Here is a 25,019-nt window from a genome sequence, read left to right as displayed (position 1 = left end):
ATATATGACAGAATTTGAAGAGGGCGAATTTAGAGGCCCATTATTCAACCAGCTTGAAAAAGGTAGTAATCTATTATGGGAACCAGGACAGGTCTTTGAAAAAATAGTAGGCATTGATAGAGCCTCGCTATGTATTAACGATTATTTATGGAACTTACATGGATTTAGCTCTCCCCTAGGTGGTTTATCACTTCACAGAAGAAAGTTTAGATATATTTGGAATACATCAAAACCTAAAAAAATATTACCTGATTTCAATCTAAATCTCTTCATACAAGCAAAGCGTTCCGATTATTCATCGAGATCAAAAAAAGGTCTTAAACCGCACATTAAAGGAGCACACTGGTATTTTGAAATTACACCTCACCAACAGACTGCTCTAGAATTGTTAGAGAAGGAACTTGGTACGGATGCCTTAGTTATATATGCAGCTCCAGTATTCCACAAACAGCAAGATCTTTACAATCATACTTCTGGGCAGACTATTGTAGCAAATTCTACATTTCCAAAAGTATCCTTACTTAGAGGTCATAAAAAATGGTACTTTGACAGAGGTGGTATAAAAGGTGTAGCAAATCCTGAGTATGAAAGCTTTGATCAGGAGGATCTTTTATCACAAATTGAAGATATGAGAATACAGAAGGGACAATTTGTTTCTGAAGGAGCTTTGTCTAATCTGAGTAAATTGTCACGTGCTGTTAGGAATGTGGCCGAAATTCAATCTGGTAGTTTTCTCGCAACACAATTTGCATATGAAAATGAATTACTTGATGATTTCATCTACCAATATGATGTTGAAAACTATCGAGAAACTAAAGACTATTTGCAGGTAGAATTATTTTCTTTTTTATGGAAATTGAACTGGTTGACGTTTTAATAATAAGTTCCGTTTATGAAAAAAAATATAAATCTCAATAATCTAATAGGCATTCCTAAGATTTATATAGATAAGCTTGAAAAACATAAAAAAACCTTTTTAGACAACGAGTTCTTGGAGCATATCTTAGAAGGTAAAGAGATCAATCAGCTGGTAAAGGAAATCAATGAAGTTTGCCTTAAAGCGAGTATTTATGGTTTTCATTACACGAGAGCAATTCCAGAGCATATTATTGAACAGGGGCTTAGGTGTAGAACCGGCGAGGAGATAAGACAATGCTTTATCAATAATCACGGCAACTTACTTTCAAGTAATGAACTGGAAACTGTACTACAAGCTTGGAACAAGCACTTTGATTATAGACAAAAAGAGTCAAGAGATAATTATTTATTCTTTAATTTCACAACTTCTGCTCTTTACAATGGCGGTGCAGAACCATTGCTGGTGAATTTTGGAGGAGAACAAATTTATATGCCAATTTTCGAGATGGATTCTATTTCTGCTAAAATAAATAATTTAGGAATTCCCATGATTCTTAAATGCACACTAAACCCAAATAAGATAAATACATTCTATGAATATCCATGGGGCAAAATAGCTGTATCTACATTCCATGCACTATGTAATCCAAAAGCATGTAGATTAGATCAGGACGGTTACCAATCTATTAATGTGCAACCTACTGAAATTGAGATGTTTTATTATGATAGTTCCCAAGATTTTCGATTAATTTAAAGGAATTGAAAACATTTTTACCGTCTACACAGAATCAATAAGAGCCTTTTTTAAATCATCTATATCAGTACCAAGTAAGAAATAGCTTAAAAAACCAATATCAATTATATCTTTTGCGATTTTTTCATCATCAATATCACTATGTGCGATCAGTTGAATAGTTGGATAAAGGTTTCTTAATTTTTGAAGTTGCTTTAATATACTCTTATCATAAAAATCAAGATCAATAATACAGATCTCTGGTAATTTTTTGATCACTTCTAATTCAGATATTGCGTTTTCAATGTTTTCAGTTTGGAATAAAATTTCAAATTTTGCACTTAATAAATCAGTACATATTTTATCTATTATCGGACTTTTGTCATTGATAAATGCAATCGAAACTTTGTCTTGTTTTGTGTCAGTATCCATATCAAATTATTTATTCGATTAAGTAGAGTACTGCAAAAAAAAGAAAGTGCAGGCCACTACAACTTATCGATACTGAGGCACTGGTATACCCGACAACGAATAAGCGAGCGCCCACACCTATAGCGTGAGCGTTCCTACTTATTGTCTTGTCGTCTTAAAAATTACCAGTTTTCAGTACCAAGACTTAAAGCAAAAACACTTTAAGATTTTTATATTTTACTAAGCAAAGATAATAATGTTCACAATGTTATACAACTATCAAAATGCTTATTCAGCTTACAGATTATTATTTATTCATCACATAGTTTTGTTCCAATACGTTCGCAATATCCGATTGCTTAAAAATGATTTTGCCCCCAATCTGAACGAAGGGCAAAATTTTATCGTCCCGGTACTGTTGTAAAGTGCGTTTACTTATATGCAGTAACTTACACACGTCCTGTCCTGACAGGTATATTTCACCGTTCATTACTGGCCGGAAATTTTGCAGTATCAACTCTATATTTTCCCTAAGCTCTTCCAGTTTTTTTCTGTGGGATGCCAGTTCCATAGCATCATCAGTCAGTAGTTCCATGTCTTTCCTCTTTAATGCTTTTATTAAATTCCAGCAAAGCCTTTACATCTGACAGCTTGAAATAGTTCTTTCTGTTGAGTTTGGAATAAGGTAATAAACCTTTATCCTTATAAGTTTGCAATGACCTTTTAGTGATATTTAGCATCAAACATACTTCCTGATTATCCAGCCACTTTTCTTCTTTGAAAATGGATGCATATGCCTGACTTACCGTCTGAGTAAGTTCAAGCATATCATCTAACTCTTGAGTTAGACTTTTAAAAGCCGATTTTTGTATCGCGATTACTTCCATAACTGTTCTTCATTTTGCTGTGAACAGTGAATTTAATAAGGATAATTACTCTTATACTTTTGGAAGGTTTGTTTGGCTATGAGAGGTAGATTTTGGCTTATCGCTGTTGTATAGAAGTATTAGATTTTAATCTTTCAGATTTATCTTTATCTTTTTTTGACCCGTAGTATGTAAACAGAAATAAAATGCCGAATATGATAAGTACGATGCTTGCTAGTTTTCCTATACGTTCAATAAAAGAAATTACAACAGACTTTTCATAACTTGAGAATCCCTCTGCTCCTGTAGAGCTTCTTCTATAAAATTTGCGACGATTGATCCAGTAACGAAGACCAAGCCCAAAGACCAATGCTATTATACCTAAAACCAATGTTTCCATAATCAATCTATTTCAATATCATGAAGATAAATTTAGCAAATATTGATGAAACCATATACAAATTAACAGTAAATAAAAAACGACCTACCGAAAGGTAAGTCGTTGTAAATTGAATAGTTAACAAACCCTTTAATCACTACTATTAAACTGAAAACTTATCTGTTTTTCGTTTCCAAAGCTGTCAGATATCCATATATCGAAAGATTGGGATACCGTCGAGGCTGAAGTATAATACAACCGAAACTGCGTTTGTGGTAATTGGTACAAATCATTAGGCATATAAGGCGGTTCATTGTAGTAACGAAGTGCCCCCTGTCCGTCAAACTGAAAATACCGAATGTAGTAAGCGTTATTTCTGTAATTTCCTGTACGCTGTATTGTAACACGGATTTCCACAGTTTGACCATTCGCTACTTCAGAAGGAACTGGCATTACATTTACGTCAAATGGATAATCTTGTTGTATTTCCAGCTCTTCTTTATCGCAGGAGCTCAAAGTTATTGATCCTATCAGGATTGCCAGCAAAATATGAAGTGGAAACAATCCTATTCTGAATTTATTGAAAATTACTATCATAGTTTTATGTTTTAAAAGTTAAACCTTAATCCAATTCCCGCTGATGGTCGGAACTGGTCCCTTGATGTATTCCAAAGCACTTTAGTACGACCTTGTATCAGTAATACAAAGCGATCGGACAAATAGGTTTCCAAAGACAAACGTCCTCCGGCTCCATAGACAAAACTTTCTTCGTTCAGTATTTCGGCTCCATCAAAAAGCATTTCCTTTCCACGGTTAAATGTTTCGTAGCCAATAACTCCGTTGAGTGTTGCGTTTAGGTTGATACTTTTTCGGAAGTTTCCCAACAGCCGAAGACTGTATCCTCCTTCGGCCATATAGGTCTCAACAGGTATTTCAAGCTCTTTGTAATTAGAATATTCATGGTTATATTCCAGTGCCCATAGCCAGTAATTTCCGTTTTTACCGTTTACTGTCATTGCCAGATTTATATAGTAGTCATTTCCAATTTTATCATCTGATAATATTCCAGCACTTACTTCAAGTGCTTTTTGTTTGGGTACCATCCGCTGTGCGTTTGCCGATGTGATACCGATAAGTATCAATATCACTGTATATATATAATATTTCATTGCCTTATTTTTTTGATTAGTTAATTTTGAGATGCATCGTATTGATAAGTCTTGCATTTACCAGATCGGAATTTTCTATTTGCAAAACCTGATGTCTGCCTCCGTTTTTCTCGAAAATCTCAATCAATAGCACTTTATCATCCGTAATTGTAAACTGATCCAATAGGAATACGTTTTGCTCCGTAGTATTACCAATAATTTCGTCAAGAGGCTTGTATATGCGTAGTGGCTTCATTGGTTTTTCTTGTATTACGGTACGTTTTGCAATCTTCTTATCCACAATTTTGAAATTCACAAAATCAATCTGAAACGGAACATTACTCTTATTTCGTAGTTCAGTATGGAAATAAAACTTACCATTATGGATATAAACCCCTTTCAACAAAAACTGTATGCCGTAGCTTTTTGACCCGATATGTTTGATGATCCTCTTGTCCTTATTGTAAATAGTTTCCAACAGCAACCCCGCCAATGATGGAGAGTTCTTACCCAACTCTTCAAATAATACATCATTTTCATTTTCCCGGCTAAGTTGTTTCTGCATGGTCAACAAGTCATAATTTAATGACGATGGGTATGAACTATAAAAGACATTGAAGTTGTAGAAACGGCCGTCTTCGGTAATCACCGAAAAATTCGTTTCTTCTTCAAAATCACGTACGGTAGCCTTTATACGCAATACATTTTCGGCATCTTCTGCTTTACCCGCTATCAGATACTCGCTTCCCAAATCCACGTAACGAATAGCCGCTGGAAATATCAAATGCGAGGTTTTAGTATAGGTTACTTCCATTTGATAAGGTTCTACTTTACCCATTGCTAATTTGGATGTGTTATTGGCATTTTGTGCCTGGCTTTTGCCGATCAGTCCAACCAAACAGGTTAACATCAGCATACTTTTAATTATCGTTTTCATATTTTAATCTTTATATTTTTTGATTTATTAGCTTTTAGACACAAGAAACACCTGATGTCCAGCCTTCAACGTTACTTTAGGCGTCCTGACTTTCTTAGAGAAATAACCGGAAACTCCTTGTACCACACCACGACTCAAATCGCCTGCTACCTGCTGACCTGCCGAACGTGTCATCATAATACTCGTACCTGAAGTCTGGCTCATGTTAGCTGCTATTTCCGTCAGGGCATTCATTTCAGGAGAATAAGGTACATATAGTCCCTGTTGACCATCAATATCGTATATGGTGATATCTACAGGGATAATGTTTCCTTCCAGTTCTACTGAAGTCACCTTTAATTGCAATCTTCCATTTAGGAATTTTGCAGTAGCCGTTAACACCGTTCCTTTTGGAATGGTACGGTTCGGAGTTTTCGCATCTTCTAATATGCGAACACGAACACCAGTTTCTCCGGTTACTACCTGTGTTTCCTGTACTACAGCACGAATACTGTTTTTTGGCTGTATTACCTGCTCTGAAACACCTGCGGTGTAAAATCCTCGATTTCGGGTTTCACTCCAATTTGCCAGAAATGCACTATCTGTTGGCTCTCTGTACAATGCTGACACAGCACTTTTTTTGACAGGTGTAAATGCTACAAAATGTTCTTTTTGAGTAGTAGATGATGATGCAGGTATTGTTGTCGGAAGTTCAGAACCGGGAACGACAGTTGTAGGCTGAGAGGGAGTATTGGTCGGTAGATACTTCGCAGCCATCTGGTAGGACTTTTCCATAAGTGCCAATTGGGTTTCGACCGGATCGGGTGCCACCACGTCTTTTTCTGCTAATTGCTGTTTCAGTTCGTCTAATTGTTTGCGAAGTTCCTGTGTTTCATAGTTGGGTTCATTATAGAACGAACCGAGAACGCTTTGAGCATTTTGATAACTATTTAGTGCAGGATTACTTCCTCTACGTTGATTACCACTGAATAAACCCGTATTTCCCTGTGCCTCTTCAGAAAGATCTGGTTCCATGGAGTTTGCTGAATCTGTATTCCAATAATCAGCTAATGTGGTCAACCCATTACGCTTTTCCTGATTTTTCTGCTCCAACATTTCCAGCTCATAAGCTTTCTGTTTGTCCGACTGTAAACCTGCATCCGTAGCCTGTGGTACAGCATCGTTTAAACCAATATCCTCTATCTTGTTTTTATCTTCTGATGGTTTAAATATGAGCCACATACAGCCAACAAACACGATTCCCATCAAACCAAATATGATTGGTTTCTTCAACTTTTCAGTCTTATTCTGTGCATTGTCCTGCAATACATCAGGGTTTTCATTCGGGGTACCTTCCGTAACCCGAACTCCCAATTTTTTATTTCCATTTTCTTTCATAAAACTTTTCTTTTAAAATGTTTGACAATGAATCCAATCCTCCCGTCTCGGATTTCTTTTTCTGTATAACTGGATTTTCGATATGTCTGATCTCTATAGTGGGATTAGGCTTAGAGGTGTCGAACCAAACTTTTGCGATGACGATAACCGTTAAAAGCAGATAGCCCATAAAAAAAAGCAGCGTATATTTATGTTGTCTCTTTACAGGCAACGACCGCCAACGTTCATCAAGTTTGTTAAACCAATTATCCAATCTTTCCCTTAGTTTTTTCATACTTTAATTATTTGAGGTTATTACATTCTGAACCCTCTTTTGCAGGAAGAGATATGTTCTTTAGGTTTTTCAGTCACCTGGGAAATGGCTTCTTTTATCATGGGAAACGAGCTTGTTGTAAAGTTGGTTAGCTTAGATTGCTTCAATAGTTGTCCATAAGGATCTATTCTTCTTACATACATTTCCGTTTCCTGTAAATCAAATTTCCCATTCTCGTATTTTACCCACATATCACATTCAATCTTTGGCTTGTTTTCACCATTCCATTCGAGATATGTAGATAGATGCAAATGGCTTGCTACTAATGGTGCTTCTTTGCCTTTGCCCCAAGCCTCCAAAAATTCACTGATGCTATCCTTTAATTTGCCTGCATAAGAACTTTCAGTATGAAAAAAACCAGAGTATCCTTTATCAATAAGGGTTTTCACGAACGTGTCTAAATCAAGTAAGTGTTTCATGTGCTTAATCTTCAGCGTTCTATAACTTCAATATCCTTGTTTTCTAACACCGCAAATTTTTCTATTGTAAAGCCTTGTGGGTTATTGTCAGAGCGAACGGAGTTAACCAAGTAGCAGGATGTAACCAGGTTACGCCTTGTCACATTGCTTGACCTGATAATGAACTGTTTTGCATAAGTTTTAACAGCATACGGATAGGTATCAAAGTTGCAGATTACGCTGTCCACTTCAGTACGTTGTTGTACGTTACCGGATATGATACGGTTGTAATATCCTTTTTCGGACAAATCCTTGTAATAATCAAATGCCGATTTGTCGGCAAGATTAAATGCTCTTTTCATATTGCTTTCAATAGCATTCTTTTCAGGTGCGAGCGTGAAGAACAATTCGTGAAAACGACGGATATGCTCACGAGCTTCAACCGGACGGTTTATAGAAGCGTCCTGAGAGAGTGCCAACATGAGTGATTTGCCGTTATCCAACACATAGACTTTTTGTCGTTGCTCCTCCGCAAAGCGGTAGGACTGCCAAACGGCATATCCTACAACTCCAATGCAGAGTACCGCAAAGACAATAGCATACAGCCTTATCTGCTTAAAGCTGTTTTCGATATTTCTTAATGTTTTAAATTCCATTTCAAATGATTTAAATTTTATTATTTACCCATTAATTTTCCTCCGATATTACCTGCGGTAGAACCAGCACCGGCACCGGCAATATTTCCAGTTTTCATAGCAGTCTGGTTCACGTTACGCATAAAGTTTCCGGCACCTCCTGCCTGAATGATCCAGCCTGCGGCTGTAGGAACGGTAAAGTATCCTACGATACCGATAATCATAAAAATGATATAAACCGTATTTGAAGTGTCAGGGATATAGGTTGGGTCGGCAAGCATCTCTATATCTCTTTCAAGAATCAATGATTGTATTTTGGCAAGCATAGAACTGAACAAATCAGCCACAGGTAACCATAAATACACACTGATATACCGTGTGAGCCATTGTGTGAGCGTACTCTGAAACCCATCCCACACAGAAATAGCAAAGGCTATTGGTCCCAGAATGGACAAGACAATCAGAAAGAACGTCCGTATGGTATCTATGACCAGAGCGGCTGCCTGAAAGAGTACTTCCAGAAATTCCCGAAAAGCATCCCTTATCCATTTTTTCATTTGATACATACCACGTTCCATATACATTCCCGACATCGTAGCAATGTCAGAGGGTGACCATCCCAATTCTTCAAGCTTCCTGTCAAATTCCTCATTGGAAACTAAATAGGCGGTTTCGGGATTTCGTACCATAGCTTCGTATTCCAATTGGTCTTTCTGAGCTTGCAACTCATTAAGGTCAAGCACCTGGTTTTCCAGTATAGCATGAGTGCCCTTTACTATGGGACTGAGTACCGCATTGATAGTTCCCAAAACCATAGTTGGAAAAAACATAATGCACAATCCCAAAGCAAACGGACGTAGTAAGGGGAATACATCTATAGGCTCTGCACGGCTGAGTGCCTGCCATACTTTGAGAGCTACATAAAACAGAGCCCCCAATCCGGCGAGTCCTTTTGCTACAGCCGCCATATCGGCGGACAGAGGTACCATCTCATCATACAATGAGCGTAGAACTTCATGAAGATTATTAAATTCCATAGTTTACCAGTATTTTTGTTCAGGATTTCCGTAAAGTTCAAGTACTCTTTTGCTATTATTTTTCTTTTTAGCTCTTAGAAAACTGACCGAAATATTTTTACTGGTATAGTACCGTACAAGGCTGTGGTACTCTTTAACTTCTTTATAAACACGGTCGATGATATCCATACGTTCTTTATCGTTTAATGAAAGACTGGATGAGGAAACAATCTGCTTCAATTCTTTCAGTAGCTCCGTGCTTTCATTCAATAGTGCAGAATAACCATTGGCGATAGCAGCCAATTCTTGTTGTGAGAAATTCGGATCGTTCATCATCTTGCCGAAATTCTGTACATACATTTCAGATACGTCTCCAACAAGTAAGACAGTTTGCTGTACCTTTCTCGCATCTTTTACCAGATTACTGACCGCTTTCAACTTGTCGTAATATTCCTTACCTTGTTTATACACCTTTTCTACTTCCTTAAAATTTTTGACCACATTGGAAACTGTGGAAGATGTTTGTATGATTTCATTAGCACTGTTAAGAATGCCGGAAGCCAGGTTAGCTGGGTCAGTGACAACAAATTGTGCCTTGGCAGAAGGTGTAACAGCCAGTATAATTACCGTGAACACCATTAACATGATTTTTTTCATTTTATTGATTTTTAATTGATTAATAATTACCTGATTTCTATTTTCGCTCTTCAGCAATTCGTTTTATAGCGAGTTCTACATTACCGTCGAGTTCCTTAGCAAGCTGCATAACCTCCATTTTTTCGGTTTCTTCCGTAGTGTATGCGAGATATTCCTGCATGCTTACTTCTGTAGCATAAACGGCGGAGTGCGTTCCGCCCAATCCAATCCAGACTTCTTTGTACAAGCGTTTGGGGTCGTTGTTCATATTGATAGAAAGGATCTGAGATTTTTCTTTTTCAGTGAGCCCGAGCATCGCCTGGATGTCATGAAATTTATTCATATACTTTCGCTGATCGAGCAGTATTTTACAATCACTATTATTGATAATGGATTCTTTCACAATAGGTGATTGGATGATGTCGTCCACTTCCTGCGTTACTACAATTGCCTCTCCAAAGAACTTTCTGACTGTTTTAAACAAATACTTTATGTACTCAGCCATACCTTCCTTTGCAATTGCCTTCCAAGCTTCTTCAATTAAGATGAGCTTACGGATACCTTTCAACCTTCTCATCTTATTGATGAAAACCTCCATGATGATAATCGTGACAATAGGAAAGAGAATTTTGTGATCCTTTATAGCATCAATCTCAAATACGATAAAGCGTTTAGTCAGCAAGTCAAGTTGTTTGTCTGAGTTAAGCAGATAATCATATTCACCTCCCTTGTAGTAAGGTTCCAGAACATTTAGGAAATTGGCTATGTCAAAGTCTTTTTCCCGAACCTGCTTTTCTTCTAATACTTTGCGGTAGTCTCTCTGTACATATTCGTAAAAACCATTAAAGGATGGATATTCATCATTGATCTTAATACGCTCTATATAACCGCTTACCGCATTAGACAAGGCTACTTCTTCTGCTCTTGTCGGTGGCTCATCATCTCGTTTCCATAAGGTTAGTATCAGGGTTTTGATACTTTCTCTCTTCTCAATATCGAATATGCCATCGTCTGTAAAGAATGGATTGAATGAAATAGGATTATCTTCGGTATAAGTGAAATAAACACCGTCTTCACCTTTGGTTTTTCCATAGATCAGCTCACATAATCCCTGATAGGAATTACCTGTGTCAACCAACAGCACATGTGCCCCCTGTTCATAGTATTGACGAACCATGTGGTTTGTAAAAAAAGATTTTCCCGAACCTGAAGGTCCCAAAATGAATTTGTTTCTGTTCGTGACGATACCTTTTTTCATAGGCAAGTCCGATATATCCAAATGGATTGGCTTTCCCGTTAACCTGTCTGCCATCTTGATACCGAACGGTGATGGTGAACTTTGGTAATTTGTTTCTTCTGTGAAGAAACACAACGCGGGTTCTATGAAGGTGTAGAAACTTTCTTCAGAAGGAAAATCCCCGGCATTGCCCGGCATTCCTGCCCAGTACAAAGTTGCTACATCAGTAGTATTGTGTCTTGGTTTGCATTCCATCAAAGCCAGAGCACTACCGGTATCATTCTTAATCTGTTTTAGTTCGATCGGATCCTCAGACCATGCCAGTACATTGAAATGTGCACGAATGGAAGACAGACCATGTGAATGAGCCTCATTGAGATAGCGTTCTATCCATTCTTTGTTAATCTGGTTGGCACGGCTATACCTTGCCAGTGAATGCATATTCCTTGCAGACTTTTCGAACTTTTGGAGGTTTGCTTCGCTGTTATCTAAGAAAAGGTATTGATTATAGATGTGATTACAACTTAACAGTAGTCCAACGGGAGAAGCGAACGACAACAAACAGTCACTTCGGTCTGTAGATAATTTTTCGTAACGCGTATCAGCAGATACTGTTCCCGGTAGATCATCCGTATCAGATAAGGTATGTAAACATAATCTTTTGTTCCCTATACGAACTTCTTCAGACCCCAAAGCAATGTCCTGTAAAGGCCTTCCCTCATCTCTTGACAAGGTGAGGTACTGTTCCAGCAATCCTTGCTTGCCACTCGTTCCGACGATATCCTCTTCGCTCAGACGTTCCAGTTTTACAAAATCGCTATCATTCACTATCCTTTCAAACTGTGCCACAGCTTCCATAAAGCGATGAATGATTTCCTTATCCCTTATTTCTTTAGGGATAAGCACACCCTTGCAAAGTGAACTAAAGTTGCTTTGCATACGCATACGTTCTTTAGTGGTCTTGGTAAGAAACAAGTAACAATAATGATTCAGAAAAGGACGCTCGTTAAAATGCTGTTGATACGATTTTGCTAAAAAGCTTTGATCTTCTTTTGCAATATCAGGAGCGTAATTTTCTTTGATATACCAATCTTGTTTGTGAACGACTGTAAAATCCGGTAAAGTTTTGATCGCCTTGTGCCATGCGGAATGTATAGCTTCGTATTCTACGGAAGCAACCGTAAACAGTTCGGGCAAATGTACCCGAAAGCAAGCCGTAATGTCTGCATCTTTAGAGATGATGCAGTTGTTTTCCACAGCCAATAATGGGAACTTGCTTTCCAACGTAGTGGCTTTTGCTACATTTCTCATAAGCCGACAGATTTAGAGGTGAATTTTAAATAGCGATGTACGGGTTTCCGGCAGATGATATAACGTGGATGCCTCTTATTGGCACCCACTTTCATTAATCCGTATTCACCATACTTCTGGTTCAGAGAGAATGTCTGCCAGACAATAAGAGAGCCTCCTCCAACTCCAATAAATAGACACACATAAGAACTTACGCCTGCCATATACAGTATCATCACCAGAACAAGCATACCCAGTAAGCCACCTGCAAAAATGAACAGATACTGTGCTTTCAATCCTTTGAACTCGACTGTACGTCCAATGCCTTTATTAATATTGTATTTACTCATAAGGCAAAGGATTAAAGGAAGAATGAACGAAGAATAGTTGCAGCAACGATCAAAAAGATACAAGCTCCAAACCATGATGCCGCAGTCTTGCTTGTATCAGGATCACCACTACTGAATTTATTGTACACTTTAACACCTCCGATTAACCCGACCACGGCACCAATGGCGTAAATAAGTTGTGTGGCGGGATCGAAATAAGAGGTTACCATTTGCGTGGCTTCGTTGATTCCCGCAGAACCGTTTCCCTGTGCAAATACCCCAAATGCTGACAGCAAAGCCGCACCTGTCAGCAGCACTTTTTTTCTTTGTTTTTTCATCTTTAAAACGAATTAATTTGTTACGATTTCCTGCACCTTGCAGGCTTTCGGAACAAATGTGCGACGTAAAACAAAGCACTCTTAAAAAGTGTCGTTCAGTGGAATAACTTGGCTTTCAAAGGCTTTTCGTATGAAAATTGAGTATAAAAAAACGCCAGCCTTTTGATGGCTGACGTTTCGTTCTTTTTACAATATTCTCACATTTTTCTACCCTTTTTCCTTTCTGAATTATAAGGAGTATTCGAGTTCTTATTTTCTTTTTTAATTTTATCTAAATTCTCTTTGATTTTTTGAGGCACATAAATGTCTTCCCATTTTCCTTTTTTTGCTGTAAAACTCATTTGCAATCCTACTTCCATTAACCCATCTTTCAGATCAAATCCGTGTTGCCTATTCCATCCGATAGGATCCAGTTTTAACTCGTTTGGAAATTCTATTACAACAAGATTTTTTGGAATTTCTGTAATATTTTCATAGTCAATTTCGCCCATTTCTCTTGTCTTAGGATTGTAGGGAATAAGATATGTTCCAGAGCTATCATTAAAATAGTCTTCTATGTGTGAAAAAGCAATTCCATTAGAGAGGAAGTCATCTTTTGGTCTAAGTTTATCCATTCTTATATCTACATAGAAAGTGTGTCCTTCAATATCAATGGTGGGCAGCATTCCTTTGTTCACACGCAGGTCATAAGCAACGGGGTCAACCATGATATCATAGTCGTTCCTTTTCTTTATGACATCTAATGATAGCTTATATTTATTCCCCATCCCAATAGGATCTAATACGGAGAATTCGGGAATAGTGACGGTTACTTCGTGATTTCCCCATCCCGATGAAAGTCTATTCTTTTCAACGTCGTAATCAAAACGATATCCATTTCCTAAATATTCCATTTCATCAAACCGAATAATATTCGTTTCATCTTCTTTTTCTCTCAGTTCTAATTTATTCACATCCACAAGAAACACTGTTCCGTGGATATCAAATTCTTTCAGTTCTTTTTCCATACCTTAACGTTTTAAAACACAAAGGAGAGTCTATACAAACTCCCCAATGTCAAAATCATTAATATTATTTTTCCGCAAATTGGAAGAACCAGAGTCCATTTCTTTACCGGGAACACCACTGTCCAACAACGCTGCAATTTTCTGTGCAGCACCCTCCATTGAGTTTTCCAGTAGACTAAAAAGATCGGTTCCCTGTATTTTCTGAACTATTCCCACCGCTGTTTCCTTCTGAGCTGTTTCCAATTTCTCTTTTTGGAGCAACATCCCCACGGTACTTAGTTCTTCAAAGGTAACCCCTGTGGCAAAACCGTTTTCTTCCTCATAAGTTCCATACCCGTTCCATTCTTCTTCCTCTTCCTCCAAATCAGGTTCGGTATTAAAAACTTCATCTAGCTCTTCCTGCGGAATTTCTTTAGCAAACCCTTTTAGGGATCTTTCTTCTTCAAAATTATCAGGTTTTTCCTCTTTATCTTCAAGTTGTCCTTTAGTGGTATTCTTTGGCGGAGAAAGGCGTTCAATCGGCTTGGGTTTTCCCATAATATCTAAAAATTCTCGCTTTTGACTAGGAATTTGCTTCTCCTGTTTTGGATTTCTTTTGATAACCACCTTGTCCTGCAACAGCAGGACAATGACAATTAATAGGGATATAAGAATTGCTGTTTCCATAGCTATAATTTAGGTTTGTCGATTGCGTTATAAATGGCTGTGAGTTCCTCTCCGAAATCCTCAAAATGGTATTTCAGCACATTGTGTAGGTAATCAGTAATAGTCAGTTTACCTCCACCCATCATAAAGACGATAAGCGATAACTTTTCGTGAAACTCTGTACTGATATAGGCTGTTTTGCTATCTCTTGCCTTAACGCCTTTCGACTGAAGAAATTCAGTTTTGTACTGATCTATTCTTAATGTTGCTTTCTTTTTTTGTTTTGTATTTTTCATAATGAAACTATTATATAATAGGTTTATATCTTTCATTGAAATAGTCGGTAATATCATCACCAAATTCCTTGAAATGATGTTCAAGAATACTATCTATATATGAATAAAGAGTAGTTTTATCTTCCCGTGTGAGTTGAACAATGCGGATTAATCTTTCATGATATTCAGGACGGATATAGACTACTTTACCGTTACGCCCTGACGGAAAGCGATTGACTAAAAAGGTTTCTTCATAATCTACTTTTTTGGTAGAAGTCGAACGAGATCGCTCACGTGGTTTGCTTTCTTTTATTTCCTCTTGTGATTTGGGAATTGGTTTGTCAGGGACAGGCTGGTCACCGCTCATGATGTTCATCAGGTATTCCTCATCAACATCCGGTTTCTCAAAGTCTTTTCGTTTGTTATCTGTTGCCATACATCATCGGTTTTACAGGTGAATAATTTTTAAAAATTCCTGCACAAAAGCATCCATGCGGGTGGTTTTCAGCAATTGCGGTTCGGCAGGGAGCAGACTGGAACGGAATACATAATTTCCTGTATCGTCTGTTTCTTTTCGGAAACGCTTGCTGTCCATAATGCGAGTTTCCATAATTGGCAATCCCAACTCCTCTATGACATTTTGATATGCGTCGTACAAACCTGTTTTTTCCCTACCATCTACTTGATTCCAAAACAACCATATTGCCAGATCTTTGTTTCCGGTTTCTGTTTCTGGTAAGTGAAGAAAGGCCTTGGTAAAGCCCAATGTACTTTCTACCACCAGTCGATCTGCCGTAATCGGTGAAAACACAAAATCCATCGTTTTTAAAGTCGATAATACTCCCTTTGTATTTGCAGTTCCAGGAAGGTCGAAAAAGATAATATCCGGCTCTACCTTCGATTTTTCTGTCTGCTCAAATGCGTTTTCCAATGCGTTTTCCGCTTTGCTCTTGACGATGGTGTAGGCCTTCTTATTGATAGTCTGAAACTGCTTCATAGCAGCTTTCTTGTGATAGTCATTTTCCATGACCGTTTTTAAATCCCTCGCACGCATATTGGTTAAACTGTGTTGCGGAAAGTCGCAATCCATTACTAGTACGTTGTAACCTAAACGGTAGTGCAGCACACTAGCCAACAGCGTAGTGATCGTTGATTTGCCTACACCTCCCTTTTGTGTGTAGAAGCTGATTTTTAAAGTTTTCTTTGTCGTTTCCATTATTTAAAAATTTATTGATGCTTTTCTTTAAATCGGTACAGGCAAACAAAAACCTTCATTTGTACCTTTCTTTGTTCTAATATTTCTTTTTTACCTTTTGCGTAATTGCTTGTCGTTTTTCCCTTTTTCATTCACATGAAACCTGATTGTAAAATTTCAATCCGTGAAGTTTTGCAGGTAGAAATATGCTTTACTTCAGTTAAACTTTCTTTTCTGCTTTTCTTATTTACCGCTTTTACGTTTTAGCGTTTTTATATTTTTAAAACTTTATGCTTTTATTTTTTACAGGATTTGCACAGATACATATCTCTTTTTTTACTTTTTTCTTTACTGTTTTTTTCAAAGCTTTCTGTAGAACCTTGAAACAAAGAAAGCGATTAATAGAGGTGGTTTTTAAAGCGTTGTACACTTTGGCTTTTAACGGAATACTTTGGCAGTATTCTATATATCAATAGTTTATAAAATCAACCTTTACTTTGCAAAGGGGGTTTTTCTGACGGTTTGATAGAATGCTATTCCATCAAGAAAGGTAAAATAAGAAGCAGCATGAAGCTGCTTTTTCCACTAAATAGAATCCGTCCCGCAGGGCGGATTTTCTATTCACCAGAATAGAGCAAGTTATGTTTTGAGGCACTCGAAACGTATTTCGTGCCCCAAAACAACTTGCCCTGCCGGGAGCCGAAAAACACCCTCCAAAGTCGGGGTTTTATAAAATTTTAAAATGGATTTGTGATGAATGAGAACAGTAACAACAAACAGAACAAAGGCGGACGTAAGCCAAAGCTAAACCCAAGCACGCACCGCCATGTTTTTCGTCTGAATGACGAAGAGAATGCGAAACTCCTGTCGCTTTTTGAAGCGTCAGGTATAAGCAACAAAGCAAAATTTATTATTTCTCTTTTACTACAACGGGAGATTAAGACGGTTAAAATTGATGTAGCTGCTATGGATTACCATGCACAACTGACCAAATTATACAGCCAGTTTAGAGCAGTTGGTATAAATTATAACCAGATAGTGAAGATACTTTATCGCAATTTTTCAGAGAAGAAAGCCGCTGCTTATCTCTTTAAATTGGAAAAGCAAACCGCAGAAATGGCGACATTATGTCAACAAGTTATCCAATTAACGCAGGAGTTTGAAACAAAATACCTATACAAAAGCGAAGAAAAATGATAGCAAAAATTGGAAAAGGTGCGAACATGATCGGAGCAATTTCTTACAATCTGCTTAAAGTGCACGAGGAAAATGGACATGTTTTGCTCACGAATAAGATACCCGAAGTGCTGAACGACAACTACACTACCGCTTTTCTCAACCGCTATTTCGAGCCTTATTTGCTGGCAAATAACAAAACAGAAAAGCCTGTTCGTCACATTTCGCTGAATCCTGACCCTGCGGATAAGGTTAGTGATGAGCAGTTCAGAAATATAGCGGAGCAATACATGCAAGAAATGGGTTATGGCAATCAGCCGTATGTGGTATTCAAGCATACCGATATTGAACGCACCCATATACATATCGTAACCACCTGCGTGCAACTCAACGGTGCAAAAATACCGGACAGTTATGATCATCCACGTTCAATGGCTGTATGCAGGAAATTGGAACAGCAATATGATTTGAAGCCCGCTACAGAGCAATACCAGTCAAATAGTGACCGAATTTTTAAATCCGTGGATTATACCAAAGGAGATATAAAAAGCCAAATAGCATCCGTTACCCGCCACTTGCCCAAATATTATCAGTACCAAAGTCTAGGAGCTTACAACGCTTTACTTTCTCTTTTTAATATAACTTCCGAAGAAGTTAAAGGTGAATTACACGGTCAACCAAAACAGGGTTTAGTGTATTTTGCTTTAAATGAGTATGGACAAAAGGCAAGTAATCCGTTCAAGTCTTCACTGTTTGGCAAAGAAGCAGGAATGACCCAGCTTGAAAAACACTTTGAAAAATCAAAGGAAAATATGAAAACCAACCCTGCAAAAGAGGTGCTTAAAAATACTATTGAAGCTGGTATGCATACATCCAATAATGAAACAGATTTTAAGAAGCAGCTATTGGAGCAGGGCATTAATACCGTTGTCCGCAGGAATGATGAAGGTCGTATTTATGGAATGACTTTTATAGACCACGAAAGCCGTACCGTATGGAACGGCTCGCAATTGGGTAAAAATCTATCTGCTAATGTATTTAATAAATGGTGGGATGAACAGGCAATAGAAAATAGGAAGCAAACCACAAATGACAATACAACACATTCAAGCCGCTCATCCCAGAATAATACTAAGGAAGAGTCCGAAACACCACACGAGCTTTTTGATTTTCTGAACAAGGAACAACCTGCCTATAATGAGCCTGATCTGATAGAGGGGTTGGGCAGTCTGCTTCCCGATGTACAGGACGAAGATTACGAGGAACAAGAATTTGCCAATAGAATGAAGAAGAAAAGGAAACGAAAAAGAGGTAAATAGAAACATCAAACCAAACAATGCCACCGAACGCCATCGGTTACCGTTTATCCAAAACCAACCCGAACAGACTCTAAATTCACTCTCTGTCATTTTAATCATTACAAATTATGCAAGGAGAAGACGATTTAAGAGGTTTAGCCAAGATTATGGCTTTCATGCGTGCGGTCAGTATCATCATTGTACTGATGCACTTTTACTGGTTCTGCTTTGGTTTCTTTTTGGAGCGTGGCTGGACATTAGAAATAATAGGCAAAATATTAGCCAACTTTAACCGAACGGCGGGGCTTTTTGCTCACAACCTTTACACCAAAATTTTCGCATTGGTATTGCTGGCATTAAGCTGTCTTGGAACCAAAGGTGTAAAGAACGAAAAAATAACATGGACAAAAATAAACACCGCCTTGGTAATTGGTTTTATTCTGTTTTTTCTCAATACACCTTTACTAAAACTGTCTCCCTTTATAGGTACATCTCTCTACATTTTTACTACAGCATTAGGTTACATTTCTTTGATGAAGGCGGGTGTCTGGATTACCAGATTGCTCCGCACGAATTTAATGGATGATGTATTTAATAATGAGAATGAGAGTTTTCAGCAAGAAACCAAACTGATGAAAAACGAATATTCTGTAAACTTACCTACTAAATTTTATTACAAGGGAAAGTGGAATGAAGGCTGGATTAACGTAGTGAATCCTTTCAGGGCAACAATTGTATTAGGCACGCCAGGTTCAGGCAAATCATACGCAGTTGTAAATAATTATATTAGACAGCATATAGAAAAAGGGTTTTCAATGTATATCTATGATTTTAAATTTGACGACCTTTCTACTATTGCATATAACCATTTACTAAAACACCGAGATAAATACAAGGTACAGCCTCAATTTTATGTTATTAATTTTGATGATCCTCGTAAAAGTCATCGTTGCAATCCACTTAACCCGGTTTTTATGACGGATATCTCTGATGCTTATGAAGCTGCTTACACGATTATGTTGAATCTTAATAGAAGCTGGATCCAGAAGCAAGGGGATTTTTTCGTTGAATCACCAATTATTTTGCTGGCAGCAATCATCTGGTTTCTGAAAATCTATGACAGCGGCAAATACTGCACTTTTCCACACGCTATTGAATTACTGAATAAAAAATACTCTGATGTATTCACTATTCTGACGTCTTATCCTGATTTGGAAAATTATTTATCGCCCTTTATGGATGCTTGGCAGGGCGGAGCACAAGACCAACTGCAAGGACAGATTGCTTCTGCTAAAATCCCATTATCAAGAATGATTTCTCCACAATTATATTGGGTAATGACCGGTGACGACTTTTCTCTGGATATCAACAATCCGAAGGAGCCTAAGATTTTATGTGTAGGTAATAATCCAGACCGTCAAAATATTTACTCAGCGGCATTGGGTTTATATAATTCAAGAATTGTGAAACTCATTAATAAAAAAGGACAGTTAAAGAGTTCTGTCATCATCGATGAGTTACCGACAATTTATTTTCGAGGATTGGATAACCTGATTGCAACGGCCAGAAGTAATAAAGTGGCAGTATGTTTAGGCTTTCAAGACTATTCTCAATTAATCCGTGATTATGGAGATAAAGAAGCTAAAGTAATTCAGAACACTGTCGGTAACATTTTTAGTGGTCAGGTAGTGGGAGAAACTGCTAAAAATCTTTCGGAACGTTTCGGGAAAGTGTTGCAAAAACGTCAAAGCTTGACAATTAACAGGAATGATAAATCTACTTCAATATCCACACAGTTAGATAGCTTAATACCTGCATCTAAGATTTCTACACTTACACAAGGAATGTTCGTGGGAGCTGTTTCCGACAATTTTGACGAACGTATTGAACAGAAGATTTTTCATTCTGAAATTGTAGTAGATAACGACAAAGTTGCTGCCGAAACCAAAGCTTTTAAAAAAATACCAGAGATTTTATCTTTTAACGATTCACATGGAGCTGATAATATGAAAGAACAAATTGAAGCTAATTACAAGCAGGTAAAGAAAGATGTTATAGGTATTATTGCAAATGAAATAGATCGAATCAAGAATGATTCTAATTTAACGCACTTACTTAAAGACCTATAGATAAACTACACTTCTCTTAGTAGTGTTAATGCTCACTAAGCTTTTTTTCAACCTTTTAATAATACTGAATAAATAATTATTAGAATCATTGATGCACTATTCTGTTTAGAACAAGCTACAGTAAATAGAGGTATTTACTGTAGCTTTTAAATTTTTATTATATGACTTTGTTCTTTCCCTTTTTAATAGAAAACGGTTTGACATTAGACGAATCTATTTCTTTTGTGATTCCTCATTTTTATGACTGATGGAAATACAAAATCTGTAAAAAATAGAAACTTTTTTATACTGAACACAAAAGAGGTATATTTTAAAATATTTAACAACTTCAATCAGGCAAAAAATTACGATACACAAAGTGATTATTTATAATCCCCTCTTAGATTTCTCGAATTAAAAACAGGGAATAAATCCTCCTTTCCGAGGTATAGTTTAATTTTATTTAAGCTAGCAGCAAGTTCGTCCTTCTGAATGGGTTTCATTAAGTATTCTATACTTACACTATTATTACTAAATGCTCTAAAAGTATATTCATCATAGGCAGTTGTAAATATTATCGGGCATTTAATAATTGACTGATCGAATATGGAAAAACTAACCCCATCAGCCAAACATATATCCATTGTAATTAAATCTGGTGAATTGTTTAAATTTAACCAGGAAACTGCATCCTTAACTGTATCAATTATTTGCAAAATTTCACAGTTAGGTTCCAATTCTTCTAACAATCTTTTTAGGCGACGAGCATTTAAGTCTTCATCTTCTATAATTAAAATTCTCATACTGTTTATAGATAGTGGTGATTAATTAAGTGAAAATTCTATTGGTATTATTGAAAATTAAATAGGACCTATTAAAAATGATTCTGACTTAAAGACATTGCATACAAGACCCTATACACATTTGATCACTAGAAATACTTACATTAATTTGGTGTCATACGTACATGCTAATAACAATTGAACATCTTTGTCGATTTCAATCCCATTAACTTCGCTATATCAGCGTGAATTGTGTGTTGCTTATTCCGCTTTTAATTTATCCACAATGGTTTTGATTTCAGGTATAGCTTCATCCACACCTATATAACCAACGTTTTTGTAACGTATAAAACCATTCTTGTCAATAAAGAATTTAGCAGGAAGTCCAGAAATTTTATAGGCAGCTGAAACAGGGCTTTTTCCAAGAACCTCGTCCTTTAAATCCATGTAAACATCAAATCGGTTTCCCCTTGCAATTAGCATCTTTTTAGCATCATCAGCAGCATTTGGGCTTTTTTCTTGGGTATGAATAAACATAAAAACAACGCTATCATCGTTTTTGTAGTAATCTACGGCCTTCTGCATACCCGGGAAAGAGGCTATGCAAGGCTGGCACCAAGTAGCCCAAAAGTCTAAGATAACGATTTTACCCTTTAGACTTTTTAACGAAACGCTTTTTCCGTTTAAATCTTTAAGTTCAAAATCTGGAGCCAATTGGTTAGTCTCCATTTTTGCTATTTTTGTCAATGTGCTATTATGGTCCACAGTTTCCATAGAATCGAGCAGAAATTCATAGCGTATCTCGTCACCATATTTATTTTGAAATAACTTTCTTGAAGCATCTTTGAATCTATCACTTCTATTTGCCGAAATTTTCAGTAATCTATTAACTTCATTGAAAGCATCCAGCTGTTTATCAGCTTCGATCAGTGCGAAAGGATAAATTTCAGCATCTGCACTTAAAAAATCAGACTTGTCTTCATTATTAGGCTTTAGATACTCCAATGCAGCTTTAAACTCCTTACGTTTATAGAGAATCAAACCGTAGTGAAAGTTGTTTGATCCAGTTTGACCCAAAAAAGGCTTTACAAGTTCTTCAGCATCATTCAGCATCCCAGCTTCGATAAGAGCTCGAGTAACTGTAGATAAACTGCTTGTCTTCCAACTTTTATTATTAATCTTATTCATCCAGTAGTTTGCCTTCTGAGCATCTCCTGCGTGGGCATAAGCTTTAGCGGCTATGTATCGGCCAGCATCTAATATCATGGCATCTCTTGGTTCCGATGCAGACTGCTTTTCCATTTGAACAAGCATTTTTTCAATGCTAATTGGATCTGTTTCAGATTTTATTGCATTATAGAGGTAAGTAGTTGACTGTTCCTCAACAACAATTTGCCCAATTGCTTTTATTGGAGTAGCCATTACTACTAAAAGCAAAATTGTCACGATAATCATACATTTTTTTTCCATTTTCTTTTAATTAGGTTATCTATAGTAATAGACCACTAAAAACACAATTTGGGGGGGCAACTATCATTTTATTAATATCCTTCTATTAGCCTTATTAATTTTTTCTGTATTCATTTGGTGTCATACCTACTTGTTTTTTGAAGAATTTACCAAATGATGTGGCATCAGCATAGTTAAAATGTTCTGCCAATTCTTTAATGGTAATTTTTGAAGATTTAATAAGAGCCTTTGCTTCCGCTATAATATATTCAAAGACCCATTCGTTGACCGTCTTTCCTGTCTGTTGTTTTATGATCGTCGATAAGTATTTGGTCGATAATAATAGCTTTTCGGCATAGAACAATGTGTCTTTTTCATTCTTGTAGTGTTTAAATAAGAGCTGATAGAACTCCCAAACTAGTTTTTCCTTTTTTGTCAGGCCTTCGGTATTTAAATATGTATGGTTTTTTTCAATCAGCGCAAACTCGTACATGCCTGACAATAATGAATGCTGTATGATCTGTCTTCTGAACAAATTATCTTTCCGATTATATTTTTCAAGCAGATTATCATAAAGCTTTAATAATATATTATATTCTTCAATATCGGCTTTAAAATAAGACGTCTGTCTTGCATCGGGATAGAGATATGAAGCATCGAAAGCAGCGACGAACTCAAGAGATATTGACATATATTTCATCATAAAATCACTGCTTATTTCTTCTGGCACATATTGGATGATAGTGCCGGGAGAGAGTGCTATGACGTCTCTTTCAGATAGCGGAACAGATTTTAAGTTGACTTTCATATTACCGTTCCCTTTTATACATATACCAACAAGTAAGGAATTAATCTTTACCGGATGTTCGAGCGTTATTCCAATAATATCTTCACTTGTATCTGATATCGCAAAATCGTTCCTCAGATTATCATCCGCCAAATTCAGGTGTGAAACTTCCAAGGTGTAAATAGTTTTTTGTTTCATCATCACATTATCTTTTAAGACAAATAAACCATTTTTTTCAATTTATCCGTCTATTATTCCAAAAATAGTACCATCTGACTATAAATTAGGAATGTGTGACCTTTTTAATATATGCTGTAGAACGGAACTTTGCAATGTTAAAATATTGAATTAATCGGTATGAAAATTAGAAACTATTTAGCAATCGCCTCTTTTATCCTTTTTCTCATTACAAGCTGTAAGAACAAAGAAAAGGAAATCCAAAATGAACAGCAGATTCCAGTAAAGGCAGTATTGATTGCACTGAATGATATTGACGGACAGAGAAAGTATATCGGTTCCGTCGAAGAGTCTGCGCAGACCCAGCTAAGTTTTCAGGTTGCTGGAAATGTAAAGCAGATACTTGTTTCCGAAGGAAGTAAGGTCAATGCAGGTCAACTCTTAGCAACTTTGGATAAAGGCCGTTACCAAAAGGCTTATGAGGTAGCAAAGTCCCAGAAAAAGCAAGCTAAGGATGCCTATCAGAGACTTAAGATTATTTATGATAACAAGAGTTTACCTGAGATCAAGATTATTGAAGCTCAATCTATTCTTGAACAGGCAGAAGCTGCAGAGTCTCTTGCTCTAAAGGATGTAGAAGACTGTAACCTCTATGCCCCTTACAGTGGAGTAATCGGGACCAAGGGTATTGATCTGGGTGCAAATGTAGCTGCTGGTATGCCGGTTTTTACAGTACTTAAAGTAGAAAAAATACGGGTTAAAGTTTCTGTTCCCGAGAATGATATAAAAGAGTTGAAAATCGGTGATGATGCAAATATCTACTTAAAGACACTGGATAAGACTTATACCGGAAAAATTATCGAGAAGGGAGTTGTGGCCAATCCATATTCCAGAGCATATACGGTTAAGGTAGATATTCTAAATGGCAGCGACGAACTGCTTCCGGGGATGGACTGTAACATTACATTTAAATCGGATAACTTGACAGGCTATTCACTTCCAATTTCTGTAATTCAAATTTCTGCAAGGAATGAACGGTATGTGTGGAAGGTCAGTAAAGACAATACTGTGTCAAAACAAACAGTGAAAATAGGAGAACTGACTTCAGATGGCGTGGTTGTCTTAGAAGGTATTGGAGAAGGAGACCGGATTGTTACCGAAGGTTTTCAAAAAATCTTTGAAGGATCTAAAGTTATCGTTAACTAAAAACTTGAACTAT

Annotated in this window: 30 protein-coding genes; 6 read left to right on the top strand and 24 right to left on the bottom strand. The window is 37.0% G+C overall.

All coding sequences use genetic code 11. The features are described from left to right. Nucleotides 1-4: 4 nt before the first annotated feature. Complete coding sequence (locus ACF3OC_RS11300; RefSeq protein ID WP_058699744.1) at nt 5-877, top strand: hypothetical protein; 873 nt, start codon at nt 5-7, stop codon at nt 875-877. 15 nt (nt 878-892) lie between these two features. Then, nucleotides 893-1,612 carry a hypothetical protein gene (locus ACF3OC_RS11295; RefSeq protein WP_058699745.1) on the top strand — a complete coding sequence of 240 codons (720 nt, stop codon included), beginning with the start codon at nt 893-895 and terminating at the stop codon, nt 1,610-1,612. 24 nt (nt 1,613-1,636) lie between these two features. Here the strand turns inward: ACF3OC_RS11295 and ACF3OC_RS11290 are convergent, their stop codons facing one another. The 21 genes from ACF3OC_RS11290 to ACF3OC_RS11190 all read right to left on the bottom strand — a co-directional run bounded on the left by ACF3OC_RS11290 (nt 1,637) and on the right by ACF3OC_RS11190 (nt 16,044). Continuing rightward, on the bottom strand, nt 1,637-2,023 hold the full coding sequence (locus ACF3OC_RS11290; RefSeq protein WP_058699746.1) for a response regulator transcription factor: 387 nt from the start codon (nt 2,021-2,023) through the stop codon (nt 1,637-1,639). A gap of 286 nt (nt 2,024-2,309) precedes the next feature. Further along, nucleotides 2,310-2,597 (bottom strand): helix-turn-helix domain-containing protein, encoded by a 288-nt coding sequence (locus ACF3OC_RS11285; protein ID WP_058699747.1) that lies wholly within the window; start codon nt 2,595-2,597, stop codon nt 2,310-2,312. Further along, a complete protein-coding gene (locus tag ACF3OC_RS11280) occupies nt 2,581-2,889 on the bottom strand; it encodes a helix-turn-helix domain-containing protein (RefSeq protein ID WP_058699748.1) in 309 nt (102 codons plus the stop codon). Before ACF3OC_RS11280 ends, ACF3OC_RS11285 begins: the two co-directional genes overlap by 17 nt. 97 nt (nt 2,890-2,986) lie before the next feature. After that, complete coding sequence (locus tag ACF3OC_RS11275; RefSeq protein WP_058700046.1) at nt 2,987-3,271, bottom strand: hypothetical protein; 285 nt, start codon at nt 3,269-3,271, stop codon at nt 2,987-2,989. Between the two features lie 126 nt (nt 3,272-3,397). Continuing rightward, nucleotides 3,398-3,844, bottom strand: a complete 447-nt coding sequence (locus tag ACF3OC_RS11270) for a DUF3872 domain-containing protein (RefSeq protein ID WP_058699749.1) — start codon at nt 3,842-3,844, stop codon at nt 3,398-3,400. Between the two features lie 11 nt (nt 3,845-3,855). Continuing rightward, nucleotides 3,856-4,416, bottom strand: coding sequence for a conjugal transfer protein TraO (locus tag ACF3OC_RS11265; protein WP_058700047.1), 561 nt, complete (start codon nt 4,414-4,416; stop codon nt 3,856-3,858). A 16-nt stretch (nt 4,417-4,432) separates the two neighbouring features. After that, nucleotides 4,433-5,332 (bottom strand): conjugative transposon protein TraN, encoded by a 900-nt coding sequence (traN, locus tag ACF3OC_RS11260; protein WP_058699750.1) that lies wholly within the window; start codon nt 5,330-5,332, stop codon nt 4,433-4,435. Nucleotides 5,333-5,359: 27 nt separating this feature from the next. Further along, nucleotides 5,360-6,709: a conjugative transposon protein TraM gene (gene traM / locus ACF3OC_RS11255; RefSeq protein WP_058699751.1), complete on the bottom strand. Its 1,350-nt coding sequence runs from the start codon at nt 6,707-6,709 to the stop codon at nt 5,360-5,362. Beyond that, nucleotides 6,690-6,983: a hypothetical protein gene (locus tag ACF3OC_RS11250; protein ID WP_058699752.1), complete on the bottom strand. Its 294-nt coding sequence runs from the start codon at nt 6,981-6,983 to the stop codon at nt 6,690-6,692. Before ACF3OC_RS11250 ends, traM begins: the two co-directional genes overlap by 20 nt. A gap of 20 nt (nt 6,984-7,003) precedes the next feature. Next, complete coding sequence (locus ACF3OC_RS11245; RefSeq protein ID WP_058699753.1) at nt 7,004-7,441, bottom strand: hypothetical protein; 438 nt, start codon at nt 7,439-7,441, stop codon at nt 7,004-7,006. An 11-nt stretch (nt 7,442-7,452) separates the two neighbouring features. Beyond that, on the bottom strand, nt 7,453-8,076 hold the full coding sequence (traK, locus tag ACF3OC_RS11240) for a conjugative transposon protein TraK (RefSeq protein ID WP_058699754.1): 624 nt from the start codon (nt 8,074-8,076) through the stop codon (nt 7,453-7,455). A gap of 20 nt (nt 8,077-8,096) precedes the next feature. Next, the gene (traJ, locus tag ACF3OC_RS11235; RefSeq protein WP_058699755.1) at nt 8,097-9,092 is read right to left on the bottom strand and encodes a conjugative transposon protein TraJ; all 996 of its coding nucleotides are present in this window, start codon (nt 9,090-9,092) and stop codon (nt 8,097-8,099) included. A gap of 3 nt (nt 9,093-9,095) precedes the next feature. Next, a complete protein-coding gene (locus tag ACF3OC_RS11230) occupies nt 9,096-9,728 on the bottom strand; it encodes a DUF4141 domain-containing protein (protein ID WP_058699756.1) in 633 nt (210 codons plus the stop codon). Between the two features lie 37 nt (nt 9,729-9,765). Further along, nucleotides 9,766-12,255, bottom strand: coding sequence for a TraG family conjugative transposon ATPase (locus tag ACF3OC_RS11225; RefSeq protein WP_058699757.1), 2,490 nt, complete (start codon nt 12,253-12,255; stop codon nt 9,766-9,768). Next, nucleotides 12,252-12,584 carry a DUF4133 domain-containing protein gene (locus ACF3OC_RS11220; RefSeq protein ID WP_058699758.1) on the bottom strand — a complete coding sequence of 111 codons (333 nt, stop codon included), beginning with the start codon at nt 12,582-12,584 and terminating at the stop codon, nt 12,252-12,254. The genes ACF3OC_RS11225 and ACF3OC_RS11220 overlap by 4 nt, the downstream gene beginning before the upstream one ends. 11 nt (nt 12,585-12,595) lie before the next feature. Then, nucleotides 12,596-12,901, bottom strand: coding sequence for a DUF4134 domain-containing protein (locus ACF3OC_RS11215; protein WP_058699759.1), 306 nt, complete (start codon nt 12,899-12,901; stop codon nt 12,596-12,598). Between the two features lie 197 nt (nt 12,902-13,098). Continuing rightward, nucleotides 13,099-13,908 carry a hypothetical protein gene (locus tag ACF3OC_RS11210; protein WP_058699760.1) on the bottom strand — a complete coding sequence of 270 codons (810 nt, stop codon included), beginning with the start codon at nt 13,906-13,908 and terminating at the stop codon, nt 13,099-13,101. 30 nt (nt 13,909-13,938) lie between these two features. Then, nucleotides 13,939-14,574, bottom strand: a complete 636-nt coding sequence (locus ACF3OC_RS11205) for a hypothetical protein (RefSeq protein ID WP_058699761.1) — start codon at nt 14,572-14,574, stop codon at nt 13,939-13,941. A 2-nt stretch (nt 14,575-14,576) separates the two neighbouring features. Continuing rightward, nucleotides 14,577-14,849, bottom strand: coding sequence for a DUF3408 domain-containing protein (locus tag ACF3OC_RS11200; RefSeq protein ID WP_176221477.1), 273 nt, complete (start codon nt 14,847-14,849; stop codon nt 14,577-14,579). 10 nt (nt 14,850-14,859) lie between these two features. Further along, complete coding sequence (locus ACF3OC_RS11195) at nt 14,860-15,264, bottom strand: DUF3408 domain-containing protein (RefSeq protein WP_058699762.1); 405 nt, start codon at nt 15,262-15,264, stop codon at nt 14,860-14,862. A 12-nt stretch (nt 15,265-15,276) separates the two neighbouring features. Next, nucleotides 15,277-16,044, bottom strand: coding sequence for a ParA family protein (locus ACF3OC_RS11190; protein ID WP_058699763.1), 768 nt, complete (start codon nt 16,042-16,044; stop codon nt 15,277-15,279). Between the two features lie 732 nt (nt 16,045-16,776). Here ACF3OC_RS11190 and mobA point away from each other — a divergent pair. The 3 genes from mobA to mobC all read left to right on the top strand — a co-directional run bounded on the left by mobA (nt 16,777) and on the right by mobC (nt 20,626). Beyond that, a complete protein-coding gene (gene mobA / locus ACF3OC_RS11185; RefSeq protein ID WP_058699764.1) occupies nt 16,777-17,220 on the top strand; it encodes a conjugal transfer protein MobA in 444 nt (147 codons plus the stop codon). Beyond that, entirely contained in the window at nt 17,217-18,518 is a 1,302-nt protein-coding gene (mobB, locus tag ACF3OC_RS11180) for a conjugal transfer protein MobB (RefSeq protein WP_058699765.1), read from the top strand. Before mobA ends, mobB begins: the two co-directional genes overlap by 4 nt. A gap of 104 nt (nt 18,519-18,622) precedes the next feature. Then, on the top strand, nt 18,623-20,626 hold the full coding sequence (gene mobC / locus ACF3OC_RS11175) for a conjugal transfer protein MobC (protein ID WP_200811747.1): 2,004 nt from the start codon (nt 18,623-18,625) through the stop codon (nt 20,624-20,626). A gap of 362 nt (nt 20,627-20,988) precedes the next feature. Here the strand turns inward: mobC and ACF3OC_RS11170 are convergent, their stop codons facing one another. The 3 genes from ACF3OC_RS11170 to ACF3OC_RS11160 form a co-directional block, all read right to left on the bottom strand. Continuing rightward, nucleotides 20,989-21,408 carry a LytTR family DNA-binding domain-containing protein gene (locus ACF3OC_RS11170; RefSeq protein ID WP_058699767.1) on the bottom strand — a complete coding sequence of 140 codons (420 nt, stop codon included), beginning with the start codon at nt 21,406-21,408 and terminating at the stop codon, nt 20,989-20,991. Nucleotides 21,409-21,648: 240 nt separating this feature from the next. Further along, complete coding sequence (locus ACF3OC_RS11165; protein ID WP_058699768.1) at nt 21,649-22,857, bottom strand: TlpA disulfide reductase family protein; 1,209 nt, start codon at nt 22,855-22,857, stop codon at nt 21,649-21,651. A 94-nt stretch (nt 22,858-22,951) separates the two neighbouring features. Continuing rightward, nucleotides 22,952-23,824 (bottom strand): AraC family transcriptional regulator, encoded by an 873-nt coding sequence (locus ACF3OC_RS11160; protein WP_058699769.1) that lies wholly within the window; start codon nt 23,822-23,824, stop codon nt 22,952-22,954. Nucleotides 23,825-23,980: 156 nt separating this feature from the next. Between ACF3OC_RS11160 and ACF3OC_RS11155 the strand changes: the two genes are divergently transcribed. Next, on the top strand, nt 23,981-25,006 hold the full coding sequence (locus ACF3OC_RS11155) for an efflux RND transporter periplasmic adaptor subunit (RefSeq protein ID WP_058699770.1): 1,026 nt from the start codon (nt 23,981-23,983) through the stop codon (nt 25,004-25,006). Nucleotides 25,007-25,019 lie beyond the last annotated feature (13 nt).

Origin of the sequence: Sphingobacterium cellulitidis (genome assembly GCF_043187465.1) — a bacterium.
Lineage (GTDB): Bacteria > Bacteroidota > Bacteroidia > Sphingobacteriales > Sphingobacteriaceae > Sphingobacterium > Sphingobacterium cellulitidis.
The sequence above is the reverse complement of the archived record's forward strand: the minus strand, read 5'-3'. Positions and strand labels throughout refer to the sequence as shown.

What these genes read in the sequence shown, in the direction of transcription:
- ACF3OC_RS11300 (WP_058699744.1), top strand. Translation starts at nt 5, where the DNA reads ATGACAGAATTTGAAGAGGGCGAATTTAGAGGCCCATTATTCAACCAG.
- ACF3OC_RS11295 (WP_058699745.1), top strand. Translation starts at nt 893, where the DNA reads ATGAAAAAAAATATAAATCTCAATAATCTAATAGGCATTCCTAAGATT.
- ACF3OC_RS11290 (WP_058699746.1), bottom strand. Translation starts at nt 2,023, where the DNA reads ATGGATACTGACACAAAACAAGACAAAGTTTCGATTGCATTTATCAAT.
- ACF3OC_RS11285 (WP_058699747.1), bottom strand. Translation starts at nt 2,597, where the DNA reads ATGGAACTACTGACTGATGATGCTATGGAACTGGCATCCCACAGAAAA.
- ACF3OC_RS11280 (WP_058699748.1), bottom strand. Translation starts at nt 2,889, where the DNA reads ATGGAAGTAATCGCGATACAAAAATCGGCTTTTAAAAGTCTAACTCAA.
- ACF3OC_RS11270 (WP_058699749.1), bottom strand. Translation starts at nt 3,844, where the DNA reads ATGATAGTAATTTTCAATAAATTCAGAATAGGATTGTTTCCACTTCAT.
- ACF3OC_RS11265 (WP_058700047.1), bottom strand. Translation starts at nt 4,416, where the DNA reads ATGAAATATTATATATATACAGTGATATTGATACTTATCGGTATCACA.
- traN (WP_058699750.1), bottom strand. Translation starts at nt 5,332, where the DNA reads ATGAAAACGATAATTAAAAGTATGCTGATGTTAACCTGTTTGGTTGGA.
- traM (WP_058699751.1), bottom strand. Translation starts at nt 6,709, where the DNA reads ATGAAAGAAAATGGAAATAAAAAATTGGGAGTTCGGGTTACGGAAGGT.
- ACF3OC_RS11250 (WP_058699752.1), bottom strand. Translation starts at nt 6,983, where the DNA reads ATGAAAAAACTAAGGGAAAGATTGGATAATTGGTTTAACAAACTTGAT.
- ACF3OC_RS11245 (WP_058699753.1), bottom strand. Translation starts at nt 7,441, where the DNA reads ATGAAACACTTACTTGATTTAGACACGTTCGTGAAAACCCTTATTGAT.
- traK (WP_058699754.1), bottom strand. Translation starts at nt 8,076, where the DNA reads ATGGAATTTAAAACATTAAGAAATATCGAAAACAGCTTTAAGCAGATA.
- traJ (WP_058699755.1), bottom strand. Translation starts at nt 9,092, where the DNA reads ATGGAATTTAATAATCTTCATGAAGTTCTACGCTCATTGTATGATGAG.
- ACF3OC_RS11230 (WP_058699756.1), bottom strand. Translation starts at nt 9,728, where the DNA reads ATGAAAAAAATCATGTTAATGGTGTTCACGGTAATTATACTGGCTGTT.
- ACF3OC_RS11225 (WP_058699757.1), bottom strand. Translation starts at nt 12,255, where the DNA reads ATGAGAAATGTAGCAAAAGCCACTACGTTGGAAAGCAAGTTCCCATTA.
- ACF3OC_RS11220 (WP_058699758.1), bottom strand. Translation starts at nt 12,584, where the DNA reads ATGAGTAAATACAATATTAATAAAGGCATTGGACGTACAGTCGAGTTC.
- ACF3OC_RS11215 (WP_058699759.1), bottom strand. Translation starts at nt 12,901, where the DNA reads ATGAAAAAACAAAGAAAAAAAGTGCTGCTGACAGGTGCGGCTTTGCTG.
- ACF3OC_RS11210 (WP_058699760.1), bottom strand. Translation starts at nt 13,908, where the DNA reads ATGGAAAAAGAACTGAAAGAATTTGATATCCACGGAACAGTGTTTCTT.
- ACF3OC_RS11205 (WP_058699761.1), bottom strand. Translation starts at nt 14,574, where the DNA reads ATGGAAACAGCAATTCTTATATCCCTATTAATTGTCATTGTCCTGCTG.
- ACF3OC_RS11200 (WP_176221477.1), bottom strand. Translation starts at nt 14,849, where the DNA reads ATGAAAAATACAAAACAAAAAAAGAAAGCAACATTAAGAATAGATCAG.
- ACF3OC_RS11195 (WP_058699762.1), bottom strand. Translation starts at nt 15,264, where the DNA reads ATGGCAACAGATAACAAACGAAAAGACTTTGAGAAACCGGATGTTGAT.
- ACF3OC_RS11190 (WP_058699763.1), bottom strand. Translation starts at nt 16,044, where the DNA reads ATGGAAACGACAAAGAAAACTTTAAAAATCAGCTTCTACACACAAAAG.
- mobA (WP_058699764.1), top strand. Translation starts at nt 16,777, where the DNA reads ATGAATGAGAACAGTAACAACAAACAGAACAAAGGCGGACGTAAGCCA.
- mobB (WP_058699765.1), top strand. Translation starts at nt 17,217, where the DNA reads ATGATAGCAAAAATTGGAAAAGGTGCGAACATGATCGGAGCAATTTCT.
- ACF3OC_RS11170 (WP_058699767.1), bottom strand. Translation starts at nt 21,408, where the DNA reads ATGAGAATTTTAATTATAGAAGATGAAGACTTAAATGCTCGTCGCCTA.
- ACF3OC_RS11165 (WP_058699768.1), bottom strand. Translation starts at nt 22,857, where the DNA reads ATGGAAAAAAAATGTATGATTATCGTGACAATTTTGCTTTTAGTAGTA.
- ACF3OC_RS11160 (WP_058699769.1), bottom strand. Translation starts at nt 23,824, where the DNA reads ATGATGAAACAAAAAACTATTTACACCTTGGAAGTTTCACACCTGAAT.
- ACF3OC_RS11155 (WP_058699770.1), top strand. Translation starts at nt 23,981, where the DNA reads ATGAAAATTAGAAACTATTTAGCAATCGCCTCTTTTATCCTTTTTCTC.